The 14,400-nt window shown below is 63.1% G+C and carries 12 protein-coding genes; 11 read left to right on the top strand and 1 reads right to left on the bottom strand.

What is annotated here, in order from left to right; genetic code table 11:
* The first annotated feature begins 17 nt into the window (after positions 1-17).
* Both nrdE and nrdF read left to right on the top strand, forming a co-directional pair.
* Positions 18-2,123 (top strand): class 1b ribonucleoside-diphosphate reductase subunit alpha, encoded by a 2,106-nt coding sequence (gene nrdE, locus L979_RS00365; protein WP_081993482.1) that lies wholly within the window; start codon positions 18-20, stop codon positions 2,121-2,123.
* 116 nt (positions 2,124-2,239) lie between these two features.
* Positions 2,240-3,217: a class 1b ribonucleoside-diphosphate reductase subunit beta gene (gene nrdF / locus L979_RS00360; protein WP_047687991.1), complete on the top strand. Its 978-nt coding sequence runs from the start codon at positions 2,240-2,242 to the stop codon at positions 3,215-3,217.
* 73 nt (positions 3,218-3,290) lie between these two features.
* Here nrdF and L979_RS00355 read toward each other — a convergent pair whose 3' ends face one another.
* Positions 3,291-4,406 (bottom strand): FAD-binding oxidoreductase, encoded by a 1,116-nt coding sequence (locus L979_RS00355; RefSeq protein WP_047687967.1) that lies wholly within the window; start codon positions 4,404-4,406, stop codon positions 3,291-3,293.
* Positions 4,407-4,706: 300 nt separating this feature from the next.
* On the opposite strand from L979_RS00355, the gene L979_RS00345 reads away from it, so the two are divergent.
* The 9 genes from L979_RS00345 to L979_RS00305 all read left to right on the top strand — a co-directional run bounded on the left by L979_RS00345 (position 4,707) and on the right by L979_RS00305 (position 14,326).
* Entirely contained in the window at positions 4,707-6,032 is a 1,326-nt protein-coding gene (locus L979_RS00345) for a hypothetical protein (RefSeq protein ID WP_231559323.1), read from the top strand.
* A 50-nt stretch (positions 6,033-6,082) separates the two neighbouring features.
* Complete coding sequence (locus tag L979_RS00340) at positions 6,083-6,673, top strand: nucleosidase (protein ID WP_047687961.1); 591 nt, start codon at positions 6,083-6,085, stop codon at positions 6,671-6,673.
* A complete protein-coding gene (locus L979_RS00335; protein ID WP_047687959.1) occupies positions 6,670-7,398 on the top strand; it encodes a lipoate--protein ligase family protein in 729 nt (242 codons plus the stop codon). The genes L979_RS00340 and L979_RS00335 overlap by 4 nt, the downstream gene beginning before the upstream one ends.
* Complete coding sequence (locus tag L979_RS00330) at positions 7,398-8,219, top strand: SOS response-associated peptidase (RefSeq protein WP_047687957.1); 822 nt, start codon at positions 7,398-7,400, stop codon at positions 8,217-8,219. Before L979_RS00335 ends, L979_RS00330 begins: the two co-directional genes overlap by 1 nt.
* A gap of 48 nt (positions 8,220-8,267) precedes the next feature.
* The gene (locus L979_RS00325) at positions 8,268-9,029 is read left to right on the top strand and encodes a GntR family transcriptional regulator (RefSeq protein WP_197052032.1); all 762 of its coding nucleotides are present in this window, start codon (positions 8,268-8,270) and stop codon (positions 9,027-9,029) included.
* 84 nt (positions 9,030-9,113) lie between these two features.
* Positions 9,114-10,475, top strand: a complete 1,362-nt coding sequence (locus tag L979_RS00320; RefSeq protein ID WP_197052031.1) for an MFS transporter — start codon at positions 9,114-9,116, stop codon at positions 10,473-10,475.
* Positions 10,475-11,425: an ornithine cyclodeaminase family protein gene (locus tag L979_RS00315; RefSeq protein WP_047687955.1), complete on the top strand. Its 951-nt coding sequence runs from the start codon at positions 10,475-10,477 to the stop codon at positions 11,423-11,425. The genes L979_RS00320 and L979_RS00315 overlap by 1 nt, the downstream gene beginning before the upstream one ends.
* A 128-nt stretch (positions 11,426-11,553) precedes the next feature.
* Positions 11,554-13,752, top strand: a complete 2,199-nt coding sequence (gene thrS, locus L979_RS00310) for a threonine--tRNA ligase (protein WP_052209249.1) — start codon at positions 11,554-11,556, stop codon at positions 13,750-13,752.
* A gap of 7 nt (positions 13,753-13,759) precedes the next feature.
* A complete protein-coding gene (locus L979_RS00305; RefSeq protein ID WP_047687953.1) occupies positions 13,760-14,326 on the top strand; it encodes an HIT domain-containing protein in 567 nt (188 codons plus the stop codon).
* Positions 14,327-14,400 lie beyond the last annotated feature (74 nt).

Below are 14,400 nucleotides of genomic sequence, written 5' to 3'. Positions count from 1 at the left end.
CGGAGAAGTTCCGGGGCATGGGCTACCACGAACTCAACGCAGTCCTGAACCTCTACGACGCCGACGGCAACATTCAGTTCGAAGCCGACCGGCAGGCTGCCCGCCAATACTTCCTGCAGCACGTCAACGAGAACACCGTGTTCTTCCATGACCTGGAGGAAAAGCTGAAGTACCTGGTGGACCACCAGTACTACGAGCCCGAGGTGCTGGACCAGTACTCCTTCGAGTTCATCAAGAAGCTCTCCAAGCAGGCCTACGCCCACAAGTTCCGCTTCCAGACCTTCCTGGGAGCCTTCAAGTTCTACACCTCCTACACGCTCAAGACTTTCGACGGACGTCGTTACCTGGAGCGGTTTGAGGACCGTGTGGTCATGGTCTCCCTGTACCTGGCCGACGGTGACCAGCAGTTGGCTGAGAAGCTGGTGGAGGAGATCATCACCGGTCGTTTCCAGCCGGCCACCCCCACGTTCTTGAACGCCGGCAAGAAGCAGCGCGGTGAAATGGTTTCCTGCTTCCTGCTGCGCATGGAAGACAACATGGAGTCCATCGGACGTTCCATCAACTCCGCCCTGCAGTTGTCCAAGCGCGGCGGCGGCGTGGCCTTTGCCCTGACCAACCTGCGTGAATCCGGGGCTCCGATCAAGAAGATCGAGAACCAGTCCTCCGGCGTCATCCCGGTCATGAAGCTGCTGGAGGACTCCTTCTCCTACGCCAACCAGCTGGGTGCCCGCCAGGGAGCCGGCGCGGTCTACCTGCACGCCCACCACCCGGACATCTACAAGTTCCTGGACACCAAGCGGGAGAACGCGGATGAGAAGATCCGCATCAAGACCCTCTCCCTGGGTGTTGTCATCCCGGACATCACGTTCGAGCTGGCCAAGAAGAACCAGGACATGTACCTGTTCTCCCCGTACGACGTCGAACGCATCTACGGCATGCCCTTCTCCGACATCAACGTCACGGAGAAGTACCACGAGATGGTCAACGACGCCCGGATCTCCAAGACCAAGATCAACGCGCGTGAGTTCTTCCAGACCATTGCCGAGGTCCAGTTCGAATCCGGGTACCCGTACGTCATGTTCGAGGACACCGTGAACAAGGCCAACCCCATTGAGGGCAAGGTCATCATGTCCAACCTGTGCTCCGAGATCCTCCAGGTATCCGAGCCTTCCGTGTACGACGCCGACCTCGGATACTCCACGGTGGGCAAGGACATCTCCTGCAACCTGGGCTCCTTGAACATCGCCCTGAGCATGGATTCCCCGGACTTCGGGCTGACCGTGGAGACCGCCATTCGTGGTCTGACGGCAGTCTCTGACAAGTCCGAGATCGAATCCGTGCCCTCCATCCAGCGTGGCAACTCCATGTCCCACGCCGTGGGCCTGGGCCAGATGAACCTGCACGGTTACCTGGGCCGCGAACACATCCACTACGGGTCTGAGGAAGGTGTTGATTTCACCAACATCTACTTCTACACCGTGGTGTTCCACGCAGTGCGCGCTTCCATGCTGATCGCCAAGGAACGCGGCGAGACGTTTGTGAACTTTGAGAACTCGGACTACGCCAACGGGTCTTACTTTGACAAGTACACGGACCAGAGTTGGCTGCCGGCCACGGACACTGTGCGGGAGATCTTTGCCCGCGCCGGTGTGCACATCCCCACCCAGGACGACTGGCGTGAACTCAAAGCCCAGGTGGCCGAGCACGGCATGTACAACCAGAACCTGCAGGCCGTGCCGCCCACAGGCTCCATCTCCTACATCAACAACTCCACCTCCTCCATCCACCCGATCGCTTCGGCCATCGAGATCCGCAAGGAAGGCAAGCTGGGGCGCGTCTACTACCCGGCTCCGCACATGGACATGGAGAACCTGGAGTACTTCCAGGACGCGTACGAGATCGGCTACGAGAAGATCATCGACACCTACGCTGCTGCCACCCAGCACGTGGACCAGGGCCTGTCCTTGACGCTGTTCTTCAAGGACACCGCCACCACGCGTGACATCAACAAGGCGCAGATCTACGCGTGGCGCAAGGGCATCAAGACGATGTACTACTCGCGGATCCGCCAGCTCGCACTGGAAGGCACCGAGGTCGAGGGCTGCGTGTCCTGCATGCTGTGATCAGCCACGTATCCGCCGAGCGGTGAGTTGTTCCGCCCATCAGCTGTGATGGGCGGAACAACTCGCCGTTCGGCAACACACCAACATCAGCCGAGCAAGGAGAAACCCCCGCGATGATGAGCGAGAAGGTGGAGCTGCTCCACCACAACGTGGAAGCCATCAACTGGAACCGCATCCAGGACCCCAAGGATGACGAGGTTTGGGACCGGTTGACCGCCAACTTCTGGCTGCCGGAAAAGGTGCCGCTGTCCAACGACGTCCAGTCCTGGAACACGCTCACGGATGAGGAGAAGGACCTCACCATGAAGGTGTTCACCGGCCTGACCCTGCTGGACACCATCCAGGGAACCGTGGGTGCCGTCTCTTTGATCCCGGATGCCGTGACCCTCCACGAGGAAGCGGTTTACACCAACATTGCCTTTATGGAGTCGGTGCACGCCAAGTCCTACTCCTCGATCTTCTCCACCTTGGCTTCCACCAAGATGATCGATGAAGCCTTCCGCTGGTCACGGGAGAACAAGTACCTGCAGCGCAAGGCAGACATTGTTCTGGAGCGTTACGTGGGGGATGACCCCCTGAAGAAGAAGGTGGCCTCCACGCTGCTGGAGTCCTTCCTGTTCTACTCCGGGTTCTACCTGCCCATGCACTTCTCCTCCAAGGCCAAGCTGACCAACACCGCGGACATCATTCGCCTGATCATCCGTGACGAGGCTGTGCACGGTTACTACATCGGCTACAAGTTCCAGAAGGGCCTGGAGAAGGAAACCCAGGAACGCCGTGACGAGCTCAAGGACTTCACCTACGACCTCCTGGACGAGCTCTACGAGAACGAGATCGCCTACACCGAATCTCTCTATGACGGCGTGGGCTGGACCGAAGAGGTCAAGAAGTTCCTGCACTACAACGCCAACAAGGCGCTGAACAACCTGGGTTACGAGGCGCTGTTCCCCAAGGAGATGACCGACGTTTCCCCGGCGATCCTCTCCGCCCTGTCCCCGAACGCGGACGAGAACCACGACTTCTTCTCCGGGTCCGGTTCCTCCTACGTGATCGGCAAGGCCGTGAACACCGACGACGAGGACTGGGACTTCTAAGCCCGCTTCCAGACCGAGGTTTCTGCCCGAGAGACTCGCGCTCGGCGGGCAGAAACCTCGGTCTGGGCTGGGGTCAACGTTGGTGGAAGCGAGTTGGGGAGAGGGCCTGGGCTGTTTCCACTGAGCACCACGTCCCGATCAGATCCTCCAACAGCAGATCGGCTGCTGCCCTTGCCAGTGCTGTGCTGGTCTGGAAGCCGTAACCGGACTGCCCGGCCAGCCACAAGAACCCGGCCAGCTCGGGATCGAACCCACAGACCGGCACACCATCCGGTGCTGCAGTGCGTTGCCCGGTCCAGGAGCGCAGGATCTCCGTGATGCGCAGGGAGGTCACCGCGTTGATCTCCTCCACCAGGGCCTGCATCTGTCCCGGATGCGGTCGGGAGTCGCAGGGATCTTGGGGTTCGGCCTCACCGGAGGAAATCAAGGCACCCACCGGATCTGCTCGGTAGTACCAACCACCATCGGCCGTCACCACCACAGGGTGATCCGCAGCAAGCGGCTGTTCCAGGGAGACCAAGGCGGCGGTACGCCGCAACGGCTGCAACCCCAAGGGCTCAGCACCAAAGAGCTGGGAAACCTCATCGGCCCAGGACCCGGCCGCATTGACCACCAGGGGGCTGCGCAGTTCATTTGAGCCGGCCGTGATCTCCCAGGCGTCGTCGTCGTAGGTTGCTGCGGTGACTGGCGCATCAGTGAGGATCTGGACGCCTGCCTCCGTGGCGATCCTGCGGTGCCACTCCAACAATGAGGAGGCATCCAGGCGTACGGCGTCGTCCTCGAACAGGCCGCCAACCAGTGCCTCCGGGTGCATGGGGGAGAGCTCCGGGCAGAGCTCGATCACGGCATCGCGGGAGATTGGGGTGGAGGAAAACGTGCTCTCGGCCGCCAATTGCGCCTTGGAGCCCACCACCACCGTGGGGCATGGCCAGATCACGGGTTCCTCCAGATCCTCCAATCCCTTGGCAAGTTGCGCCACGGTGCGCTCCGTCAGTTCTCGGACCGGCGGTGGCCCGTAAGCGGGGCTCAGGTGTTGAGCGGACCTGCTGGAGGTGTGGTGAGCCAGGGTGGATTCAGCCTCCACCAGAATGATTCGGTGACCGGTGGATCGACGGCGGGTGAGCTCGGAGATCAGGGAGAGTCCCGCGATGCCACCGCCGATCACCACAATCTGTGCGTCTATACGCATACTCCAATCCTCACATACGCACCGTAGTGAACCTGTAGACGCGTGTTGGGGGACGGAAGAGTCGTCACTCGGCGTGTTATCGCCACTTGTCGCAACGATGACAGGGATTCGTCCACTGCTCGGGGGACGGGTCTATGCAGTGCGAGAAGCGTAGTCAGCGCGGATACTGTGGATGTGTCAGGGTGTGCGCAGTTCTGTTGTCTCCCTGCGTGTTCCACCGGGCCCACCAGCCCCCAGGACACCAAGACCTCTGCCGACGTTCGGATGTAGCCGATGCCCAAGGACACTCCGTGCAGCCCTGTGCCCACAGACCTGTACGCCAATCCAGCAGCCCAGTACCACAACCCAGCAGTCCCGTACCACAACCCAGTACTGCATGCAGCCGTGGGTTCCGATCAGACGGCTGCCCCTGTTGACGTCTTCGATGACGACCCCGTCCGATCCCTGCCCGGGCGTCACGCTGCGTCACCGACCGGCAGTTCATCGTCCATGCCCGTGGTGCCTTCTCCGGTGCTGACCTTGGGGTGGGAGCGGCGGCTGAATCTGGTGGCTTTGCGCACGGTCCTGGCCGTGGTGTTCGTGGTCTGTCTGGGACTGGACTTGGGCGGGGTGGCCCCCCAGCGACCCCAGGCGAGTCTGTTGGAGCGCGCTGGAGAATTGGGTTCACCCGCTTTCCTGGGTCAGGTGTCCTTGGGCGCCATGTTTGTCCTGACGGGGATTCTGGTCACCCACTTCTACCTGCGCCGTGCACCCAGGATGGTGTGGGGAAACCTGGTGGCCCAGACCCTGGCCACCCTTGCTTTCACGGTGCTCCCGGGGGTGGTGTTGATTGCGCTGTTCTCTGAGATCGTGGCCGTGTCCACGGTGATCAAAGTGGTGGCGGCCATCCTGCCGGCCTGGGTGCTGGGATGTGTGAGCGTGGCGGTGGTGTTCCGCACCCACTGGGCAAAGGCCAATGTCACGCGGATAGCCCCGGCGCTGATGGTGGTCTCCATGATTTTGGCCTTTGTGGTGGGCAGCAGTCTGTCCAAGCACGCGCCCGTGGTGGGGACGGCCTTGTGGGCGGATCCCACCTTTTCCTGGGCGCAGGCTGTCATGTGCACCACCCATTTGCTCTCGTGCTTTTTTGCGGGCAGTGCTGTGGTGGCCGTGGGGGACCTGTTGTTACGACGCCGCACCCTCCAACGCTTCCTGCTGCCCGTGATCGGGGTGGTGGTGTTTGTGGTGGCACTTCCCCTGGCCATGGCTGGGCTGGATGTTGGCCCACCGTTCCTGGCGTTGGCTTTGCTGCCTGCGGTCATGGTGCCTGTCCCATCGCTGGTGGCGGGCCGTGACTTGTGGATCGGCCTGGTGCTCTACGGGTGGCCCGTGCACCTGATGTTCATGACACTGGGTGCCACCCAGTGGTCTCCCATGGGCAGCGCTGTTCTGGGAGCCACCTTGGCGTTGGCGCTGGCAGCTGTGTCCTGGCGTTACGTGCAGCGGCCTGTGGCCAAGAGGCTGACTCGCTGTGCACCGCAGTCGCGTTCCCGGACGGCACCGGAACCCGAGGTTGAGCAACAGCCCGAGGGCCAGTCGGCGCGATTCCGCCTGTTGGCTGTGGCCGAAGGGGACAAGCTGGCCTGACCCTGTGGTGGTGTCAGCGGGGGAGCCGGGAGCCTAATACAGTTTCAGCCATGACTGATCTCCTGGTGGTTGCCGCCCATCCTGCGGAAACCACATACCTTCCTGCCGGCACGGACGTGGTGCTCACCGGCATTGGGATGTCCCGGGCCGCAACGCACACCACACGCGCCATCGTGGAACGTGTCCCGGATGCCCGCAACAGGGGCAGGCTGACGGTGGTGAACCTGGGCAGCTGCGGTGGTTTGCGCCCCGGTGCTCACGGCATCTTTGAGCCCTCCCTGGTGATCAACCGGGACATCGACGCCGAATTGATGCGAGCCATGGGCTCCGATCCGCAAGAGAGCATCAACCTCACGGAAATGGGGCAGCCCGGAGACGGCTCAGTGCTTGCCACAGGGGATTCCTTTGTGGCCGGCGGCCCCGTACGTGATGCTCTGGAGCAGCGTGCAGACCTGGTGGACATGGAGGGATTCGCCGTGGCCGTGGCCTGTCGGGAAATGGGAGTGGGTCTGCGCATGGTCAAACACGTTTCCGACGACGCCGGCGAGCAAGCCTTGGACTGGGCCACGCGGGTGGACCAATCTGCACGTGCTCTGGCCGACTGGTGGGAGAACTTCCGGTCCGGGGAGAGCCCGGCATGAAACTGATCCGTCAACGCGAATCCCTGGGTGCGCAACAGGACTACCAGGCCGGGGACAACATCCTGCGGGCCGTGCGATCCGGTGCCGCCGGTCCCGTCCTGCGGATCTATCAGCCGCGTCCCACCGTTGCCTTTGGACGCCGTGACGAGCTGCTTCCAGGTTTTGCCGCCGCTGAACGGGCCGTCCAGCGCGCAGGATTCACCCCGCTGGTACGCAAAGTCGGCGGCAGGGCCGCCGCATATCACCGCGGATGTCTGGTGATCGATCACATTGAACCGGACCCGGATCCCAAAGCCGGAATCCAGGAACGCTACCGACTGTTTGCGGACATGGTGGTTGCTGCCATGGAGGAGTTGGACGTACCTGCAGAGGTGGGGGAGATCCCCGGCGAGTACTGCCCCGGTGAACACAGTGTCCACGCCACGGGGCGCACCATCAGCTCCGCATCAGAAACCATCAAGTTGGCCGGTTCCGCCCAGCGGATCGTTCAGGGAGCCTGGTACTTCTCCACCGTCGTCGTCGTGGAGCAGGCCGAACCCCTGCGGTCGGTGCTGACGGATGTGTACCGGTGTTTGGGGCTGCAGTGGAGCCCGTCCACGGCCGGTGCCGTGGAGGACCTGCGACCGGGTACTCGGGTCAGCGACGTCGAGGCCGCGTTGCGAAAGGTTTACGGAATGTATGCACGGCACATGGGGCACGGATCGCTCCAGGAACAGGCCTTCTGATGTGCGGACGATACGTGATTGCACGCTCAGTGGATGACCTGCTGTTCGACGTCCGTGCCGTGGCCGGTCAACCCCTGCAGGACCTGCCCACCGGGGAAGTGCGGGCCAACTGGAACGTGGCTCCCACCAGTGAGGTGCCGATCCTGCTGGAACGCTTGGACGACGACGCCGCTGCCCCCTTGCGCGAACTGCATGTTGCCCGGTGGGGACTGATCCCGGGGTGGGCCAAAGAGGCATCGATCGGAACACGTGCCTTCAACGCCCGCTCCGAAACCGTGGTGGACAAGCCCATGTTCCGCTCAGCCATTCGGCACCGGCGCTGCGCTGTCCCGGCCAACGGGTACTACGAATGGAAAAAACGATTGGATGCCGACGGGCAACCGGTCAAGGCCACCAAGGACCGGCCGGCCAAACAGCCGTACTACGTCCACCCGGCAGACCCTGAGCAGAACATCTGGTTTGCCGGGATCTACGAGTGGTGGCAGGACGTCGATGGCACGTGGGTGCTGTCCTGTTCCATCCTCACCACGGAGGCGCCCTCCACGGATTCGCAGCAGGAGAACCTGGCTGAACTGGGAGAGCTGCACGACCGGCTGCCCATTGCCCTGACGCGCGGCACGCTGGGCGACTGGCTGGACCCCACCCTGGGTGCGGGCAAGGACGCTGAAGCCGAGGAATCGGTCCTGGAACTCGTGGGCAGGGTTCGCCAGGAGGCCACAGAAGCGGCTGCGCCCTGGCAGTTGCGTGCCGTTGGAAGTGCTGTGGGCAACGTCCGCAACAACTCCCCGGAATTGGTGGAGCCCATCCAGGCTCTTTTCTGAGCTTCCGTTTCATCCGGCGCAACGGCGTCGTGGCGCTGAGGACAACACATGCCTGGACTATCTGCTTCCCACGGGAAAACCCGGCGACCCATGGTGGCCCTGATGGATGGTCCCGCGCCGTCGCTACGGGACCAGGTGGCGGCACAACTGCGCCACGCCCTGATTGCCGGTGACTTTTCCCCAGGTGAGGTCCTCAGTGCCCCCACCCTGGCCGTGGAATTCGGGGTGTCAGCCACCCCTGTGCGTGAAGCCATGCTGGATCTGGCCGCAGAAGGTCATGTCAGTCCCATTCGTTACAAGGGGTACCGCGTCACCGAGGTCTCTGAGGAGACACGGCGGCAGGTGTTGCAGTTGCGAGCCTTGATTGAAATACCGCTCATGGTGGAGGTGGCAGGTCGGGGCATCTCCGCCGAGCTGGCCAGAGGTTCGGCCGATCTTGCTGAGCAGAGCATTGATGCTGCAGCTGAGGCGGATCTTGTGCGGTTCATCGGATTGGACATGGAACTGCATTTGGGGTTGCTGGCTGCAGCAGGTAACCCGATTGCCGTCCGGCAGGTGCGGTCCCTGCTGGCCATGACGCGGTTGACGGGGCTCAAGGACCTGGCGGCCAAGAATCAGTTGGTGGACACTGCACGGGAGCACCACCAGATTGTGCAGGCTGCCCAGTCCCGTGACGCCGAACTCATGGGCCAAGTCATGACCCAGCACCTGGGGCATGTGACCGGGGTGTGGGCGGGCAGCAGGAGCCTGAGGCCAACCAGAGGTGAGGCCTGGCGGAAGGATTCTTCCTCGCCTTCTGTGGCCAACTGACATTTAACATTGGACTGTGGCAGAGATCACGCTGCGGCGCCTCGGGTGCTCGCTGCCTCACGACTCATCCTCTGGCGGTGTCCCTTGAACTCCGGTCACCCGCCGCATTCCACACCAACCCCGGAACGCGACCATGAAGTCGCTCTGACCGTGGAAGAACAACGCGAAGGCAAAGCCACCACGGTGGGCGCCAAGAAGACGAACGTTCGCGTGCTCTCCGGATCCTTGGCTGGAAGTTCCATCGAGTGGTACGACTTCTGCCTCTACGCCACTGCATCTGCACTGATTTTCAACAAGCAGTTCTTCCCCACGGACGACCCCTACGTCTCCCAGATGCTCTCCTACCTGCCCCTGGCGCTGACGTTCTTCATCCGTCCGTTCGGTGGCATCGTTTTTGCCCACTTCGGGGACCGCGTGGGACGCAAGGTGACCTTGGTGGTGACTCTGTCCATGATGGGCGGTGCCACGGTTGCCATCGGCCTGCTGCCCACCTACGACCAGGTGAGAATCCTGGCCCCGATCCTGCTGGTGATCTGCCGTATCATCCAGGGCCTGGCCATCGGTGGTGAATGGGGCGGTGCCCTGTTGTTGGCAGCCGGCGCGTTTGCCGTGGTCTCAGCCTTCGGCGAGGACTTCCTGACCGGCATCGGCTGGCGAATCCCGTTCATCGCCTCCATCCTGCTGGTGATCGTGGGCCTGTGGATCCGTGGCGGGCTGGGGGAGACCCCTCACTTCAAGCAAGCCAAGGCCTCCGGGAGCATTCCCAAGATGCCGCTGATCGGCACCTTGCGTCACCACTGGCGCGCGGTCCTGGTGGCTGTGGGCGTGAAGGTGGCGGAAACCGCACCCTTCTACATCTTTGCCACCCTTGCGGTGTCCTATGCCACCGGTGCGCTGGGGTACCCCCAGTCCGCTCCGCTCAACGCCGTGATGTCGGACGCCGGTTTGTCCACGGTGTTGATCCCGGTCATGGGTGCGTTGTCGGACCGCGTGGGACGTTGCACCGTCTACTTCACCGGGGCGGTGTTGATTGCGCTGTTCGCTTTCCCGTTCTTCATGCTGGTGAACCTGGAACAGACCTGGGCACTGTTTGCCGCCGTCATTATCGGCCTGGGCGTGGTGTGGCCTCCGGTCACCGCAACGCCGGGCACCATGTGCTCGGAGATCTTCTCCGCAGAGGTTCGTTACACGGGTGTGACCCTGGGTTATCAGATCGGCGCCGCACTGGCAGGCGGCACCGCCCCGCTGATCGCCACGTTCTTGCTGGCGGAGTTCAACGGTTCCTGGCAGCCCATCTCTGTTTACCTGCTGCTCACTGCTGCCATTTCCCTGACGGCCGTTCTGTTTGCCCCGGCCATCGCCCGGCGGGAAGCTGCCACGGAGGTCACCCCGGTGGCTGCGCAGAACTCCGTTGAGACCTCGAATTCTGCGGAGGTTGACCGCTGATGACCACTGAAGCATCGCAACAGGGCCAGGCCCCGCCGTGGTTCTCCACGGCAGACATCACGGCCGCGGTGTCCCCGGGACGTGCTCGGGAGCTCATTGAAAAGGCCTTGGTGAGCGGCTTTGACCCGGCCACGGATCCCGCCAGGATGCCGGTGCACGCCGGTGACGGGCATCTGCTGATCATGCCGTCGGTCATCGGGGACTGGACCGGCACCAAGGTGGCCTCGGTGTCTCCTGGCAACCCTGAGAGGGGGCTGCCCAGAATCCAGGCCACCTACGTTCTCATGGACACCCAGACCTTGACCCCACGGGCATTGATGCACGGTGATGGTCTGACGTCATTGCGAACGCCTGCCGTGTCAGCAGTGGCTGCCGATCACCTGGCGCACGCACGGACCGCCAAGCTGGTGGTCTTTGGCACCGGTCCCCAGGCACTGGGGCATCTGGAGGCTTTCGCGGCCATCAGGCAGTTCCAGGACGTGGTGGTGGTGGGACGCCAACCGGAGTCGGTGCAAGCAGCAGTGGCATTCGCCCTGGATTTGGAGATGCCTGCCCGTGCGGGGCAGCCGGAGGATGTCACCGATGCCGACGTGATCGTGTGCGCTACCTCCTCGCCCACACCACTCTTTGACGGGACTCTGGTCAAGGACGCCGCTTGCGTGGTGGCCATGGGCTCGCACGAACCCGAGCGCCGCGAGTTGGACGCCGCCCTGATGGGACGCGCCCAGGTGGTGGTTGAAGACACGGTCACCGCCTTGCGAGAAGCCGGGGACGTGGTGCTGGCCATCAACGACGGCACCGTGAACCGCCAAGGCCTGGTGAACCTGGTGGATGTGGTCAACCACCGAGTGGAGGTTGATTTCACCCGTCCGCGGGTCTTCAAGGGAGTCGGCATGAGCTGGCAGGACTTGGCTGTGGCAGGCGGCGTGTTCCAGGCGTCGTCGTCGTGAAGTGACGGGCGAAATATCGGTCCCCACCCCGGCACCCGTGAGGTGCGGGGGCGGGGACCGGTAAGATCGCCTGAGTCGAGCGCGGCCCCGGTACGGCCGTGCCCCAACCACGGAAAGGCAAGAACTCCATGAGTGACCAGGTCCCGGAAAACGGCCCCCAGATTTCGGTGGTGGTGGACGGTGAAACCCGTCAGATCACTGCAGGCACCACCGCAGCCCAGCTCTACACGGACAACCGTGACGTTGTGGTGGCCCACATCAACGGAACCCTGAAGGACCTTTCCACCACCCTCAACGACGCCGACACCGTCACCCAGGTGCTCATCTCCGATCCCGAGGGCCTGGAGGTGCTGCGTCACTCCACCGCACACGTCATGGCCCAAGCGGTCCAGGAACTCAAGCAGGAAGCCAAACTGGGAATCGGGCCGTACATCCGCGACGGCTTCTACTTCGATTTTGACGTCAACGACGCTTTCACGCCTGAAGACCTCAATGCGATCGAAAAGCGGATGCAGAAGATCATCAACACCACCCAGTCGTTCCGTCGTCGGGAAGTCACTCACGACCAGGCCGTGGAAGAGATGGCCGATGAGCCCTACAAGCTCGAGTTGATCGGTTTGGCCCACGGACCGGGCTCAGGTGCTGAGGGTGCCTCCGTGGAAACCGCAGCCGAAGGTGCCTCCCAGGAGGTCGGTGCCGGTGAGCTGAGCATCTACGACAACGTGGACCGCAAATCCGGCGAGATCATCTGGCGGGATCTGTGCCGCGGCCCGCACCTGCCCAACACCAAGCTGATCGGCAACGGGTTTGCCCTGATGCGCTCGGCTGCCGCCTATTGGCGCGGTTCGGAGAAGAACAAGCAGCTGCAGCGCATCTACGGCACGGCCTGGCCCACCAAGGACGAACTCAAGGCCTACAAGGACCGCCTGGCGGAGGCTGAACGGCGTGATCACCGCCGTCTGGGCAATGAACTGGACCTGTTCTCCTTCCCGGATGACATCGGCTCCGGACTGGCTGTGTTCCACCCCCGCGGTGGCTTGATTCGCATGGAGATGGAAAACCTCTCCCGTGAGCAGCACCTCAAGGCCGGGTACTCCTTTGTGAACACCCCGCACATCACCAAGTCCACCTTGTTCGAACGCTCAGGCCACCTGGGGTTCTACAAAGACGGCATGTACCCACCCATGCACATGGACCAGGAGGAGGACGCCGCCGGGAACATCACCAAACAGGGCGCGGACTACTACCTCAAGCCCATGAACTGCCCCATGCACAACCTGGTATTCAATTCCAGGGGTCGGTCATACCGGGAACTTCCGCTGCGGATCTTTGAGTTCGGCACCGTGTACCGCAACGAGAAGTCCGGTGTGGTCCACGGCCTCACCCGCGCTCGCGGATTCACGCAGGATGATGCCCACATCTACTGCACCCGCGAGCAGATGAAGGATGAGCTGGCCCGCACCCTGCAATTCGTGCTGGATCTGTTGACCGCCTACGGGTTGGAGGACTTCTACTTGGAGCTCTCCACACGGGACCCGGAGAAGTCGATCGGTGATGACCAGACCTGGGAGGAGGCCACCCGCACCTTGGAGGAGGTGGCCACCGAATCCGGTCTGGAACTGGTCCCGGACCCGGAGGGTGCTGCCTTCTACGGCCCCAAGATCTCCGTGCAGGCACGCGATGCTATTGGCCGGACCTGGCAGATGTCCACCATCCAGTTGGACTTCTTCATGCCCGAGCGGTTTGAACTCGAATACACCGCCGCCGACGGCACCCGTCAGCGCCCGGTGATGATCCACCGTGCGTTGTTCGGTTCCATCGAGCGGTTCTTCGGTGTGCTCACCGAACACTACGCGGGGGCGTTCCCTGCCTGGTTGTCCCCGGAGCAGGTCCGTGCCATCCCCGTGGCGGATGCTTTCGACGACTACCTGGGCGACGTCGTCGAACGCCTGCGCACGGCAGGGGTGCGGGCAGAACTGGATGCCTCCTCGGACCGGTTCCCCAAGAAGATCCGCACGGCCTCCAAGGACAAGGTGCCGTTTGTGCTGATCGCCGGTGGCGACGACGCCGAGGCCGGTGCCGTCTCCTTCCGCTACCGCGACGGCTCCCAGGAGAACGGCGTGCCGGTGGAGGAGGCGATCGCCCGGATCACGGCTCACGTGAACAACCGCGTGAACGTGGACCCGCGCCCCTCCGCGGTGGCCCAGGAGGAGGACGCGATGTGGGAGTCCCCAGGCGTTGACCCGGAGGCCGGGGGTGCGGCCGGGGAATCGGATGCGCTGAGCACGGGCGGGGAGTCCGGCCAGGACCAGAGCGCACAGGGCTGAGGCACTGATGAGTGAGCAGCAGGCACCCCACCACTGGATTCGACAGGACGACTTCCAGCTGGCTGGGGTGCCTGACGCCTTTCAGCGGCTGTGGACCCCGCACCGATTGGCCTACGTCCGCGGGGAGGACACCTCCGTTCGCACACGCCCCGGGTGCCCGTTCTGCACGGGCCCGGACTACGACGACGCCGAGTCGCTGATCATCCACCGTGGAGAACACTGTTTCGTGATCCAGAACTTGTTCCCCTACAACCCCGGTCATCTGCTGGTGTGCCCGTACCGACACGTGGCGGACCTTGAAGACCTGACCCTTGAGGAACTTGTGGAACTCATGGAACTGACCCGCGATGGAGTGGTTGCCATCCGTGCAGCTGCTTCTCCTGATGCGTTCAACACCGGTTTGAACCTGGGTGAGGCAGCAGGGGGTTCCCTTGCCGCGCACTTACACATGCATGTGGTGCCGCGCTGGGGTGGGGACGCCAACTTCATGCCGGTGACCGCAGGGACCAAAGCCATGATGGACACCCTGGGTTCCACGTGGGAGCTGACACGGGCCGCCTGGCCCAAGCGCTGACCCCGTCCCGGCCCCGCCCGCACCCCCTCCGCCGAGTAGGCCTTTTGATCGCTGCTGACCCACTCAGGGGCGAT

Origin of the sequence: Kocuria sp. ZOR0020 (genome assembly GCF_000800955.1) — a bacterium.
GTDB lineage: Bacteria > Actinomycetota > Actinomycetes > Actinomycetales > Micrococcaceae > Kocuria > Kocuria subflava.
The sequence above is the reverse complement of the archived record's forward strand: the minus strand, read 5'-3'. Positions and strand labels throughout refer to the sequence as shown.

Bases quoted from the DNA above. Each gene is read 5' to 3' on its own strand.
- nrdE (WP_081993482.1), top strand. From the start codon at position 18: ATGGGCTACCACGAACTCAACGCAGTCCTGAACCTCTACGACGCCGAC.
- nrdF (WP_047687991.1), top strand. From the start codon at position 2,240: ATGAGCGAGAAGGTGGAGCTGCTCCACCACAACGTGGAAGCCATCAAC.
- L979_RS00355 (WP_047687967.1), bottom strand. From the start codon at position 4,406: ATGCGTATAGACGCACAGATTGTGGTGATCGGCGGTGGCATCGCGGGA.
- L979_RS00340 (WP_047687961.1), top strand. From the start codon at position 6,083: ATGACTGATCTCCTGGTGGTTGCCGCCCATCCTGCGGAAACCACATAC.
- L979_RS00335 (WP_047687959.1), top strand. From the start codon at position 6,670: ATGAAACTGATCCGTCAACGCGAATCCCTGGGTGCGCAACAGGACTAC.
- L979_RS00330 (WP_047687957.1), top strand. From the start codon at position 7,398: ATGTGCGGACGATACGTGATTGCACGCTCAGTGGATGACCTGCTGTTC.
- L979_RS00325 (WP_197052032.1), top strand. From the start codon at position 8,268: ATGCCTGGACTATCTGCTTCCCACGGGAAAACCCGGCGACCCATGGTG.
- L979_RS00315 (WP_047687955.1), top strand. From the start codon at position 10,475: ATGACCACTGAAGCATCGCAACAGGGCCAGGCCCCGCCGTGGTTCTCC.
- thrS (WP_052209249.1), top strand. From the start codon at position 11,554: ATGAGTGACCAGGTCCCGGAAAACGGCCCCCAGATTTCGGTGGTGGTG.
- L979_RS00305 (WP_047687953.1), top strand. From the start codon at position 13,760: ATGAGTGAGCAGCAGGCACCCCACCACTGGATTCGACAGGACGACTTC.